The 14,405-nt window shown below is 47.3% G+C and carries 3 protein-coding genes; 1 reads left to right on the plus strand and 2 read right to left on the minus strand.

Annotation, left to right across the window (positions count from 1 at the left end):
• Positions 1–201 precede the first annotated feature (201 nt).
• Both QUA33_RS10450 and QUA33_RS10455 read right to left on the minus strand, forming a co-directional pair.
• Positions 202–2,343 (minus strand): phosphodiester glycosidase family protein, encoded by a 2,142-nt coding sequence (locus tag QUA33_RS10450; RefSeq protein ID WP_333148547.1) that lies wholly within the window; start codon positions 2,341–2,343, stop codon positions 202–204.
• Positions 2,344–2,458: 115 nt separating this feature from the next.
• Positions 2,459–7,945: an AAA family ATPase gene (locus QUA33_RS10455; RefSeq protein ID WP_333148548.1), complete on the minus strand. Its 5,487-nt coding sequence runs from the start codon at positions 7,943–7,945 to the stop codon at positions 2,459–2,461.
• A 1,570-nt stretch (positions 7,946–9,515) separates the two neighbouring features.
• Between QUA33_RS10455 and QUA33_RS10460 the strand changes: the two genes are divergently transcribed.
• The gene (locus tag QUA33_RS10460; protein ID WP_333148549.1) at positions 9,516–14,243 is read left to right on the plus strand and encodes a glutamate synthase-related protein; all 4,728 of its coding nucleotides are present in this window, start codon (positions 9,516–9,518) and stop codon (positions 14,241–14,243) included.
• Positions 14,244–14,405 lie beyond the last annotated feature (162 nt).

Raw genomic sequence — 14,405 nt, forward strand, 5'->3', positions numbered from 1 at the left:
CGTGATGCTATATCTGCCCATTCTTGTGGCTTTTTCATGCCTTCTCTTGTTCCCCAATCAAAGACCTGAATCCTTACGGTCTAACTATTACTCCCGGCTTAGCAAGGGGGGACAAGAGTTTTTAGGGTGCGTCAGTGCGGAGATTCTCAATTTTTGAGAAGATAACGCACACTGACGCACCCTAAAATTTAAGGTGACGGTTTATGGTTGAATGAAAATACCGATCGCATTATGAACTCTCGCAGCAGTTGACGGAGGTCGATCGAGCAAACTCCCTCCCAAATACAAACTCGTCGAACTTCCCCCATCCAAATTTAAAGCCTCCACAGCACCCATTTGCTGCAATATCTGCGCCAGTTCTGCGAAATTTGGCCCCGCCCCGCCCGCGCGATTGTGCACCGCTACAATCAGCAAATTCCCCGCAGCATTTCGCCCGATCGCACTTCTAATTGCTGTCTGTCTAACATACGCATCGCTAAACCCTTCCGCCTTCGCATCCAGCACAACTTGACTGTTTTGTACCAACACCGGCCCGCCGCCGAGAATGTACGGAAAACGGTTAAAATCAGCAGGAAAAGTGTTAGTTTCTAAACGCAATAAAGTGCCGATAGATAGTTCAGATGCAGGGAAAAAATCCGAACGCAAAACCAAAATATAACCGTTAGCTGGAATGGGAAAAGTTGTTGTTCCCGCCGCACCTCCGGGGGATTGGCTGACAACTCGCTCGCCCGCAACTGTCACAACTATTTCATTGCCAGATAACGGAGTATAAGTTGTTCCCCAATCAGGATTGTAGCGAGCTATTCCCGATTGCACGTAGGCACTATTGAGATGAGAAACGGGCAAAGGTTGATTTGCCGGAGTTATCACAGTTTCTTGCAAAGTTAAACGATCGATCGCAAATTCGCCCCCATCGTTCCAGGCGATCGCCCCCCGGTTCAATATCGGCCCCGAAAGCCATTTATTGTCCCGCCGAATTGCCCCTAAAGATAACCTATTAATTCGATTGAAAAAACCTGCATTAATCGCCGCAGCCGCTCCCGAAACTTCGGCTGTTTGCAATAAAGGTGCAGTCCCTTGATCTGTCTGCCGATTGCTGAGAATTGGTCTAATTTTTACACCAGCTTGACGCGGATTAACTTCTAGCCAAACTACCGGAAAACGACCAGTTCCTAAATTGTGATACTGCTGCCGCCACTGCACACCCGGCGCCCAAACAATGTTTTTTTCTACTAACCAATCTGGCCGAATGTCGATAACTAATCGATTGGGATTTCCCAGGCTGAAAACTTGCGGCCGCCAACCTAAAGGAATCGTCACTTTGACCTTGGTTTGAACGCCGTCAGGTTCGACTTTTAGTGATAGCAATTGTTGGCTGGTTGAGAAAGTCTGCTGAAGTAAGGCGGGTGCCACTTTGGCATCGATCGCGATCGACCATTCTTGACCGGCGATCGGCGCTGCGGGCGTTATTTGCACTGGGAGAGTGGGTTTTGTCGGGTCGTCTGGTGTTTCGAGGTTTGGCGCTGTATGGAGGTTGGGCAGTGGGATAGCGGGCTTTGTGGGGTCGTCCGTCGGGTTGGGTGTGGGTGTCGGCGACGGGATTGGTTTATTGACAAAGTTGACTTGCCAAGGGGCCGGTCGATCGAGATCTACTACAATGCGATCGCCCGATTCTATTTCCGCTTGCCGAATTCCGGTAACACTTGCAGTTTGAGAAGTAATTTTTAGAATATTCCCATCAGCAGATATCTCCCAGCCCGCAAGTCTAGCAAAATCGGTAACATCTAAGTAACGATACGAGCCTGTTGCCCGCGCTGCTAAGCTTTGAGCGCCGCTTAAAGATATCGAAAACCATTGCACCGGTTGTTTGGCACTGTCGGCGCTGCTAAGCAAATCCACTCCCCCACTTTGCATCAATCCAACGTCAGCAATCCAAGTTCGGAAATTCGCAGAAGTGCTGTTTGCCGGCTGCTGAGTCCAAGCTAGGGGCAGAATGCGACCGTTTAGAGAAACTTGGCGACCTTGTTTGATTGTGGAAGTTGGCGGTAGGGATTGAGTCAAAAACTTAAAGTCCGACAGGGGTTGAAACCCCTGTCTCATAGCTGAAGTTCTCTCAAGAGAACTATCGCTCCATATTTCAGTCGGTTTTAACCGACTTTCGCTATCAGCCAGGGAATTCATTCCCTGGCGGGATATCGAAGCATGAATCAGCGCAGCCCTCTCCCCCTGTTGTGCTCTTGCGGGTTGATTCCAGACTAAAGACGGGGCAGACGGGGCGATGGCCAGTACGGGTAAAATCGAGACTGACAATATGGAACGCCAACAGGACAAATTAAGTTTCACAGCTTAAAACTCACACTTTCACTTCTAAACGCATCGGTATCTAGAAACCCGGAATATCCGTATGTTTCTTCTTACTAAACGGTGCTAATTGCGCTAAAGCCCTACTACAAAAGGCTCACCCCGGAATAGAAATCACAAACTCCGAACCCTGCCCCAAAGAAGAATTTACGAGTAACGTACCTCCATGTTTTTCCACAACAATTTGGTGGGCGATCGACAATCCTAATCCAGTTCCTTTACCCACAGGCTTGGTTGTAAATAAATGGTTAAAGATGTTTTCCTTGACTTCGTTCGACATCCCCACTCCATTATCCTTAATGCAAATCAAAACCTGATTGTTGGATTCGATCAGAGAAGTTTGAACCGTGATTTGATTGGGTTGGGCTTTAATTTCACTAAAACTCCGCTCCTTATTTGACTCTTCCAGAGCGTCAATGGCATTAGCCAGTATGTTCATAAATACCTGGTTCAACTGTCCGGGAAAGCATTTCACTAGGGGCAAGTTACCATACTCTTTCACAACTTCAATGGCAGGGCGAAACTCGCTGGCTTTTAAACGGTGCTTGAGAATTAGCAGAGTGCTTTCGAGCCCATCGTGAATATTGAAAGAAACTGGTCGATCGCTATCTGCCCTGGAAAACGTTCTCAAACTCGTACTGATATTGCGAATACGCTCGACTCCCTCCTTCATCGAGCTAATCAATTTGGGCAAATCTTCTCGCAAATACTCCAAGTCTATATCCTCAATTTCTGTTTCAATTTCCCCTCCCGGATTGGGAAATTTTTCTTGATAGAGATCGATCAAATTGAATAAATCCCCCACGTATTCTTGAGCAGGTTGCAAGTTACCCGCGATAAAGCCTACGGGATTGTTAATTTCGTGGGCTACCCCTGCGACTAAATTTCCGAGAGCAGACATCTTTTCCCCCTGCACCAATTGCAGTTGCATCTGTTTGAGATCCTGGATAGACTGCTCCAGTTTTTGGGCATAATCCTGAGATTGTTGATAAAGTTGTTGAGATTGTTGATACAATCGGGCGTTTTCCAGCGAGATGGCCGCTTGGGAGCAGAGGATGTTGAGGAGGGCGACGCGATCGCCAGTGAAGGCCCCTGTCGTCAGATTATTTTCCAAATACAGAATTGCCATCATTTTGCCTTGATGGATAATCGGATTACAGAGGATGCTCTTAGGTTGATGCTGCTTGATATAGGGGTCAGAAGTAAACATTAATTCAGTCTTGACATCATCGAAAACTAGGGTTTTCTGGGTGCGTTTGACATAATTAATCACAGTCAGGGGAATTGATTCGCTCTCCTCAATCCCAATAGTTTCTTGCAGAAGACAACCTTGGCGATCGCTACAGTGGACGGCGATTGTCCAGTTGTCCTCTTCTTTCAAAATTAATACTCCTGTTTGAGCGCCTGCATTCTGAATCGCTACTTCCATAAGGGTAGTGAGCAATTGTTCCAGCTTAATTTCGCTAGACAAAGCTTGATAAGCTTTGATAACTGTTGGTAAATCTATTACTGTGGTACTCGTACTTCCAGCAATTGTTTGGCGATGACTAGAAATTAATGAATTCTCATAGGAAGTAGTACCTTTCTCGAACGAACCAGCATTCTCCTGTTTGAAGATAGGAGCCAGAAGTTCGGGATAGTGTTGCTCTAGAGCCTCGATTTTTGCTTTCGCTCCCCAACGAGCATAAGCATAGTACGCATCTATTAGATACACCTGGCCAAGTTTTTCTTTCCCCCATGCCAGATAGAATTTAGCAGCCAATTCATTCGCCAGAGCTTCTTCGTTGAGATAATCGTTTTCTTTAGCAAGAACAATGGCGCGATCGTAACTTTCCATCGCCTGCACATTTTCACCCAGCACTCGGAAGAGTTCGGCTTCCACTAGGTAACATTTGTGAGAGAAATTCATGGGGGCGTGATGTGCCCATTTATGAAGGGTTTCTTGGTTGCTTTTTACTTTTTGCAGATGTTCTTGTTTCTCTTCGGAGGAAGCCACATCGGTACAAACGCCCAGCCGTGCTAGAGAGTCATAAAAGTAGAACATCGGCACATTGAGCATACCTGTCACCGCGTCTAAATACTGTTCGGCTTGCCTAGAATTTTCTAAAGCTTGCTCGGTTTCTCCAAACAGGTAACACACAAGCAGCTTATGGAAGTACAAATAGTGGAGTCCGTTGCGATCGTTTGCTTGGATGTGAAAGGGGAGCATTTTTTCTTCATTGTAGGCATCTCCCACAAATTGACAGGGATTTTCCGATCGCCCCAGCAGGTTTAATAAAGCCTGATGAACGATTTGGGTATAATTTAACGCTACTTCTTGTTTGAATTCAACCAGCGCATTGCAGTAGGTCGCTACCTCCTCTTCTAGTCCGGCAATTTCCCGACCGATTAAATATGAATATTGAGAGATTTCTTTGGCTGAATATCCTAATTCTAGCTCTCCGGTTTCCAGTCCTCTGGCGTAACCCTCTTTTAAAAGAGGGATGGTTTCTTTAACATGATGTTTACCATGTATGATGTGAACGCCGACTGTATAATATACTTTGGTTTTGAGGTAATTAGCATTAAATAAATCAACAATATTTAACGCCAATTGCCCAAATTCAAACCCTCTTTCAATATCTTGAACTACACCGCTTAATACCAATCCATACAAGCCGTAAGCAAAAGCAGATAAGGGAGCATTTCCATAACTAACCGACAAATGCACCATTTCCACAATAACCAGTGGCAGGAGAAGTGGAGCCGTGATGTAGGCTGGAGAAACTAAACCTGAGAGAATCCGCAATGCTGCTTGCTTTTGGAGATTTTCCATTTCTGGCAAATCAATAAACTCCGCGATTTTTTTACCCGCAAAAAGTGAGGCGGTTTGTTCTAGTCGCTGCTGAATATCTGCCGGAGTTGGATTTTCTGGGAAGCAGATTCCCAAGAGTTTGAGAACTGCTAACCCCATTTCAACGGCTTGTTTAGGTTTGACTTGCGCCGTACAAGCAGAAAGCTCGATTTCATAAACTTTGACCTTATCCAGCAGCGTTCTGGCATTGTGCAGAACTAAAGCTGCTAATTGCTCCATGTCCTGAAAATCGTAGCTCAGGTATGCGGTTTCTGCCGCTAATACGTGCAGATCGAGGGCTGTTTCATAGTGAGTTTGCCAGCTATCGGGAGCTAGGATTTGCCTGCCAAAACTTAAATATTTGCGTGCAGCAGCATAAGCAGTAGCAGTCTTCGCCTTGCGTCCCGCGATCAAATTCAACTCAGCCAGTTGGTAACGCTGTGTTGGTTCGGCAATTAAATCAATGCCATAATTTAACTGGTTGACTATATTAAAAATTTGCTCTTCCCTTTCTGTTGTGGGAGTATTAATCAACAAACGTTGACCAATATTGAGGTGAGTGGATTGTTTCTGGGATTCTGGAATTAAAACGTAAGCTGCTTGCTGTACGCGATCGTGCAAAAACTTGTAATTACAGGAGTCGGGATTCTGGAACCACGAGTCAGAAGTATTGTTTTCTCCCTCTGAATTCTGATTTCTGAATTCCAACTCCTCTGAAGTGAAAAATTTATAAACTTCAGTTAGTGGGAGAATCAACCCTGCTTGCAAAGCAGGCCACAAGTTGGCTGCTGTATCTGAAGCAGATTTTTCACAAACTACCACCAGCGTTGCTAAATCGAATTCGTTGCCAATGCAGGCAGCTAACTTTAAAACTTCTTGAGTCTGGGATGGCAACTTTTGCAATTGAAGCGCCATGAACTCTACAACATCATCTGTCAGGGCTAAGGTTCGCACTGTGGCGAGATCGCACTGCCAATACCGCTCGTCAAAATTAAATGTAATTAGCCCATCTTCATGCAAAGATTTGAGGAATTGTGTGCTGAAAAATGGATTGCCTTGGGTTTTTTGATCGACCAGTTCGGTTAAGGGCATAGCCAACGCTCTAGAACAAACTAAAGTATCGGCAATCAAACAATTCAAATTGAAGCAATCGAGGGGCGCGAGGCTAATGGTGTTTATCGTAGCTCCGGTTTGTTGAATGTCGGATAATGTCAGCACTAAAGGGTGTACGGGACTGACTTCGTTATCTCGATACGCTCCAATTAATAAGAGATAGCGCCGATCGCTCGTCAGAAGTTTAATCAAGTTCAATGAGGCTGAGTCGGCCCATTGCAAGTCGTCTAAGAAGATGACGAGGGGATGTTCTTTGGTTGTGAAGAGTTGAATGAAGTTCTCTAATAACCGATTGAAGCGATTTTGGGCAGCACTGCCCGAAAGTTCTGGTGTCGGTGGTTGCTCGCCGATAATCCGCTCTAATTCGGGAATTACCTCAACGATTACCTGAGCATTCTCGCCCAATGCTGACAGGATTTGAGTCTTCCACTGTTCAACTTTAGCATCTGTTTCGCTCAGCAATTGGTTTATTAAATCGCGAAAAGCTTGTACAAAAGCTGAGAATGGTTGGCTGCGTCCAAATTGGTCGAATTTGCCTTTAATGAAGTAGCCTCTAGCTGCGACAATCGGTTTGTGAACTTCGTTGACGACAGCGGTTTTGCCAATGCCTGAGAAGCCAGCCACCAGCATCATTTCGGCACTTCCTGCACTAACGCGATCGAAGGCTGCTAGTAGGGAGAATACTTCGTTCTCTCTACCATATAATTTTTCGGGAATGATGAAGCGATCGCACAAATCTCGCTGGCCTAGTTTAAAAGAGGCGATTTCTCCAGTTTGTTGCCACTGGTACAAACAATTTTCCAAATCAAACTTGAGTCCGATCGCACTTTGATACCTATTTTCAGCATTCTTCGCCATCAGTTTGCTCACAATTTCAGACAGCACCAATGGAACGCTTTTGTTAAGGTGATGGATTGGAATAGGCTGTTTGGCAAGGTGAGAGTGTACTAACTCTATCGGATCTTCGCTTTGGAAAGGCAACTGTCTCGTCAGTAGTTCGTAGAATGTGACTCCCAGAGAGTAGAAATCCGTGCGGTAGTCAATACCTCGGTTCATTCGTCCAGTTTGTTCTGGAGATATGTAAGGTAAAGTGCCTTCGAGGAGGTTGGGGTTTTGAATTTCTTGAGTTTGGCGTGGCAACAGGGAAGCGATGCTGAAGTCAATCAGCTTAACTTGTTTGCTGACAGGGTTAATTAGAATGTTGGCGGGTTTGAGGTCTTTATGGATGATGTGGTGGCGATAAAGTCCGTCAAGCGAGTTGGCAATTTGAATGGCAATGGGAAGAAACTCGTTAATGGGCAACCCTTCCAGAGGTTCCCTGCTGGCGAACACCAGACTAGCGAGGTAGCTACTTAAGGAAATTCCGCCAAAGTCTTCCATTACCAGAGCATAGTGGTTATGGTAAGTCTCCAGGCTGTATGCCTTGACAGTGCCAGGGATCTCTAAGTTTTTAGTAATGACAAACTGATTGCGGAAGTGAACCAGTTCGTGGAAGCGGGGAAAGTCATTTCGCAGCAGTTTGATAACTACGGGCTGCCGATCGGAAGACCGACGGCCACGATAAACTAGAGTTCGATTCCCTGCGTATATTTGCTCGTTAATCTCATATCCTCGAAAAATATTTGTTATGCTAGCCATATCTACGTATTCCTACTGCTTCTGTCTAGCTGAAGCTTTTTAGAGTTAATATCTACTATTTTCCCTCTATCGGCTGTGCTATTGATTAACTATCTTTAGTTTAAGCTACTTTCTAGCTTAAATTATAAAAAAGCGATTTTTCAAACAAGACTTAATATTTGGGGTGCTTTAGGTTGTCTACTTATTATTTTGAGATCGCGCCGACCTAAAGTAACTTTAGCTTTTTGCCTATTTGCTGAGTCATTAACACCCAAAAATAAAAGTTGGTAGGCTTGATTTGATCTAACCTCTTCGTTACGAGAAGAGCTTGAATTCTCAAGCTACCTGCCATTTTAATCAGTGTCAACTTATTTGAAATTCTATTTTTCATGTAATATGATTACCAGCATTTATATCACTGAATCCAGGTCTACCTGTATGCAGAATTGAGCGTAATAACCATCGGCACATTTTACCACTCTTACGATTTCCGCTAAATGGCTTTCTTTTATAAAAGATAAGCCTGAAATATTCCCCATGCCAATCAAATCTGTAAAAACGCTCACGGTTGAGCTAAACAAAATTACCAATGACAAGGTTGTGAGCGTTAGTCGAGTTGAGTTTGAGATTTGAGATTTACTTCAATGAATCTGGCAGCTTGAACAGTAGTCTAAAATTTTTGCCTCTCCCCGAATCCTGTCAGCAAGCAAGTATCCATTTGGGGGCGTGGTCAAAAAGGTGGCGCCGGCTCTACCAGATGCTCCTAATGTGTTAGAAATCCTTGAAATATCCTGCATTGATGAGTGATATCCATTCCGGTTGTATCGGAATGATTAAACCGCAGAGGACGCAGAGGATACAGAGAAAGGGAAGAGAGAGATGAATACAGGACGATGCCAACGGATTTGAGATGACAAAACTTTGTGGGTAAAAAAATCTCAATTAGAGTTATGGAAAACTGTCAACCTTTTTCGGCTAGGCATCTTAGCGTGAGTTCTGGACGATCGCTGACAAGACTTGCACGCAAACTCTAAGTCTAATGGGTGAAATTTTATCAATTTTTTGATAAACTTGATGTTCGCGGCTTGAGAGTTGACTTCACAATAAGACAGGTTTCACCAGTTGTGAACCGCGCTGCTACATTGCACCTACCGACTGAGCGGGCAGGTGGCTTTTGTGTCCGCGGGCGCTGACGAAAGCAACTCAACAGCGCAGCAACCAAAATAACGCTAAAGTTACTATCTACCTGAGTCCGCAAGGCTACCCTTCTGAACTCAGGAAAAACCCACACAAAAAACTAGATCGCCTGCAATGTATCTAGTTGCAGGGCGGCGATCGCCCAAAGAATCACTGCTTTTTAACAGCAGGGTATTCTAGGAGACATCTCCGAGGGGATGCGAGCGAGATAATTTAAAATCTGCAAACAGGGTTTCAGTGCTAAGTACAGGCCGCATAGACGTAAATTTTTAATCAAATCAGCTTCCAACGTGCTGTCTTAAAGTTTACTAGGCTCCCACCGCTCGGCAGCCTTCTCTCTCCGAGCTATAAAAACGCATCAACCACACAATCACGGAAATAACATTCAATCAACATGGGTAACACGATCGATCCAAACAGAAACGTGCATCAAACTGAGCGAGGAACTCCATTCGCCGGCCAAAGCTGGTTAGTGGAAGAAAGAGATGCCTGCGGTGTGGGCTTTATTGCCAACCAAAGCGGTGAAGCCACCCACTCGATTATTGAGAAAGCGCTCCCAGCTTTAACTTGTTTAGAACATCGCGGCGGTTGCAGCGCCGACCAAGATTCCGGCGACGGTGCGGGTTTGATGACCGCGATTCCTTGGGAATTGCTGGATGCTTGGTTTGCCGAACAGGGAATTGTGCCTCCCGCACGGGAAAACTGTGGCGTGGGAATGCTGTTTCTGTCTCAAGATAAATTTCAAGCGACTATAGCGCGGCAGGTGGTTGAGCAAGTTCTGACCGATCGCGGGCTGACAGTTGTGGGATGGCGCAAAGTTCCCATTGTACCGTCGGTTTTGGGCGAGCAAGCGCTAGAAAATCAACCTCAAATCGAACAAGTAATTGTCAGTTCACCGCAATTAGCCGGAGACGAACTCGACAGACACCTATTTCTGGCGCGCCGCACGATCGGACACGCGCTGTCAAATCGCCCCAACTTCACCCGCGAAGACTTTTATACTTGCTCTTTCTCCTGCCGCACGATCGTCTATAAAGGCATGGTGCGATCGGCCGTACTGGCAGAATTTTACCCCGACCTGAAAAATCCCGCTTATAAAAGCTCCTTTGCCGTCTATCACCGGCGCTTCAGCACCAACACCCTGCCCCGCTGGCGCTTAGCCCAGCCGATGCGCTTGCTGGGACACAACGGGGAAATTAACACGCTGTTGGGCAATATTACCTGGATGAAAGCGCGGCAAGCGAATTTAGCTCACCCGAATTGGAGTCAAGCTGATATCGACACGTTTAACCCAATTGTCAATCCCGAAAGCAGCGATTCGGCAAACTTGGACAACGTGATGGAGTTGTTGGTACACTCCGGCCGCACCCCCCTGGAATCCCTGACAATTCTGGTTCCGGAAGCTTACAAAAATCAGCCGGATTTGGCGCCCTATCCAGAAATTGTCGATTTTTACGAATATTACAGCGGCATTCAAGAACCTTGGGACGGCCCCGCACTGCTGGTGTTCAGCGACGGCAAACAAGTAGGTGCTACGCTCGATCGCAACGGTTTGCGGCCGGCGCGCTACTGCATTACTAAAGACGGTTTGGTAATTGTGGCTTCCGAAGCGGGAGTTGTGGATATTCCCGAAGCAGATATTGTCGAAAAGGGCCGTTTGGGACCCGGACAAATGATTGCCGTTGACCTCCAAACTCAAGAAATTCTCAAAAATTGGCAACTCAAACAGCGAATTGCTAAGCGGCATCCCTACGGCGAATGGCTGCAAAAACACCGCGAAACCTTGGAACCGCAGCCTTTTGCTGAAACAGCAACCCTCGACTCGCAAACGCTGTTAGCCACCCAAACTGCTTTCGGTTATACAGCCGAAGATTTGGACATGGTGATCGTGGAGATGGCCAGTTCTGGGAAAGAACCTACTTTCTGCATGGGCGACGACGTTCCCTTGGCTGTGTTGTCAGAAAAGCCTCAGTTGCTGTACAACTATTTCAAACAGCGGTTCGCTCAAGTGACAAATCCGCCGATCGACCCCCTGCGCGAGGGGATGGTGATGTCGCTGACGATGAATGTCGGCCTGCGGGGCAATTTGCTGCAAGCAGTACCAGAAAACGCCAAGCGGCTGAAAATTGATTCCCCCGTACTCAACGACGCTGAACTGTCTGTCTTGAAAGACCAAAAGTCTTTCCTAGCTACCGAATTGTCAACGCTTTACAAAATTGCCGCCGGGCCTAGCGGTTTGAACACAGCAGTCGAGCAACTTTGTCAAGAGGCGGCTCAAGCGGTGCGCGAGGGTTCGAGAATTCTGATTTTGAGCGATCGACTTTTGAAGGCAGAAGGGGAATCTTCTGTGGGATTGAGTGCAGAATGCACTTATATTCCGCCCTTCCTGGCAGTTGGCGCTGTTCACCACCACTTAATTAGCGTCGGCCTGCGGATGCAAACTTCCCTAGTGGTCGATACCGCCCAATGTTGGAGCACTCACCACTTCGCTTGTTTGCTCGGTTACGGGGCGGTGGCTGTTTGCCCTTACCTGGCATTAGAAAGCGTGCGCGCCTGGTGGTCTGACGCCAAGACTCAAAACTTGATGCAGCACGGCAAAGTTCCCAATATTACCGTGACGCAGGCTCAAGCTAGATACCGCACAGCAGTGGAAAACGGCTTGCTGAAGATTATGTCGAAAATGGGAATTTCGCTATTGTCTAGCTATCAGGGGGCGCAAATCTTTGAGGCGATCGGCATTGGCGGTGATTTGCTCGATTTGGGTTTCAAAGGCACTGTTTCTCGGATCGGCGGTTTGAGTGTGGCGGAACTGGCTAACGAGGTAATGTCTTTCCACAGTCAGGCTTTCCCAGAATTGCACCTCAAAAAGCTGGAAAATTACGGCTTTGTGCAGTACCGCCGGGGCGGTGAATATCACATGAACAGCCCGGAAATGGCGAAGGCTTTGCACAAGGCTGTGACTACTTTTAAGGCTCAAACTAACAGTAATGGCAATGGGGCCCAAGCAAAAATGGAACCAATTGGTTCCAAAAATTCTGAAACGGCTTACGATCACTACGAGGTTTACAAGCAACAGCTCGAAAATCGCCCGGTAACGGCTTTGCGGGATTTGCTGGATTTCCAGAGCGATCGGCCTTCTATTGCCATCGAAGACGTAGAATCTGTAGCAGATATTGTCAAGCGGTTTGCCACCGGCGGTATGTCTCTCGGCGCTTTGTCCCCAGAAGCCCACGAAACGCTAGCCATTGCCATGAACCGCATCGGCGGCAAATCCAACTCCGGCGAGGGCGGGGAAGACCCGGTGCGCTACAAAGTGCTAAACGATGTGAGTGCGGCTGGTTTCTCACAAACGCTACCTCACTTGAAAGGTTTGCAAAACGGCGATACAGCTTCTTCATCCATCAAACAAGTAGCTTCGGGACGATTCGGGGTGACACCTGAGTACCTGATGAACGCCGAACAAATCGAAATTAAGATCGCACAAGGTGCGAAACCGGGTGAAGGCGGTCAATTGCCGGGGCCGAAAGTGAGCGAGTACATTGCTTATTTGCGCCGATCGAAACCGGGTGTCACGCTGATTTCGCCTCCTCCTCACCACGACATTTATTCGATCGAAGATTTGGCGCAGTTGATTTTTGACTTGCACCAAATCAATCCGAAAGCAGGAGTTTCGGTGAAGTTGGTGTCGGAAGTCGGCATCGGGACTGTCGCCGCGGGTGTCGCCAAGGCAAATGCTGATGTGATTCAAATTTCCGGTCACGATGGCGGCACCGGTGCTTCGCCACTGAGTTCGATTAAGCACGCAGGTTCTCCGTGGGAACTCGGATTGACAGAAGTTCACCGGGTGCTGATGGAAAATAAATTGCGCGATCGAGTTTTGCTGCGCGTTGACGGTGGCTTTAAAAGCGGCTGGGACGTGATTGTAGGCGCTTTGATGGGCGGCGAAGAGTACGGTTTCGGCACGGTGGCAATGATTGCAGAAGGCTGCATTATGGCTCGCGTTTGCCACATGAATAGTTGTCCGGTGGGGGTGACAACTCAACAAGAACACTTGCGGAAACGGTTCCCCGGAACGCCGGAACACGTTGTTAATTTCTTCTATTTCGTAGCACAAGAAGTGCGGAGTTTGCTGGCGAAATTGGGTTATAAGTCGATCGCAGATATCATCGGCCGCGCGGATTTGCTGAAAATGCGCGAGGGGGTGCAACTAACTAAAACGCAAGCAATTAATTTGGATTGTTTGACCAAGTTACCGGATACTAAGAGCGATCGAGCTTTCTTGATCCACGGCGACGTACACACCAACGGGCCAGTGTTAGATGATGATTTGCTCGCGGATGCGGAGATTCAAAGTGCGATCGCCAATCACGGCACTGTTAGCAAGAATGTAAAATTGGTGAATACCGATCGCACTGTGGGAGCGCGTTTGGCAGGTGCGATCGCACAGCAACACGGTAACACTGGCTTTAGCGGTCAAATCACCCTCAACTTCACTGGTAGCGCAGGCCAAAGCTTCGGCGCGTTCAATTTGCCGGGGATGACGCTGGTGCTGTCAGGCCAAGCCAACGACTACGTTGGTAAAGGAATGCACGGTGGCGAAATCGCGATCGCACCGCCGGCTGGTGCGAGTTATGATGCTTCCGAAAATGCGATCGTCGGTAACACTTGTTTGTATGGTGCGACGGGGGGAACTCTGTTGGCTGCGGGTAAAGCTGGCGAACGGTTTGCGGTGCGAAACTCGATGGCGAAAGCAGTCATTGAAGGTGCGGGCGATCACTGCTGCGAGTACATGACTGGCGGCGCGATCGTCGTGTTAGGAAAAGTTGGCCGCAACGTCGGCGCTGGAATGACTGGCGGCTTGGCTTATTTCCTCGATGAAGATGGGACTTTCCCGGCTCACGTCAACGGGGAGATTGTGAAGGTGCAGCGCGTTTGTACGGCGGCTGGGGAGGCGCAATTGAAGGAGTTGATTGAGGCTCAGCGCGATCGAACGGGCAGCAAGAAAGCTGAAAAGATTTTAGCAAATTGGTCGGAATATTTGCCTAAGTTCTGGCAAGTTGTGCCGCCGAGTGAAGCGAATTCGCCGGAGGCTTCGGAACAAAAGATTGCTGTGGAAGTGTAATTTTCCAATTGATTAAATAGATGAGGGGCGACGCGAGTTGCCCCTTTTTTCATCTTCATATCAAATCCCTTGGTATCGAAATTATTCATCTCTCTCTTCTCTTCCTCAGCGTCCTCTGCGCTCTCTGCGGTTTAATAATTCCTTTGATTTTATGCCCAAACG

The organism is Microcoleus sp. Pol14D4 (assembly GCF_036701245.1).
Lineage (GTDB): Bacteria > Cyanobacteriota > Cyanobacteriia > Cyanobacteriales > Microcoleaceae > Microcoleus.

Coding starts and splice junctions, on each gene's coding strand:
- QUA33_RS10455 (WP_333148548.1), bottom strand. CDS start 7,945: ATGGCTAGCATAACAAATATTTTTCGAGGATATGAGATTAACGAGCAA.
- QUA33_RS10460 (WP_333148549.1), top strand. CDS start 9,516: ATGGGTAACACGATCGATCCAAACAGAAACGTGCATCAAACTGAGCGA.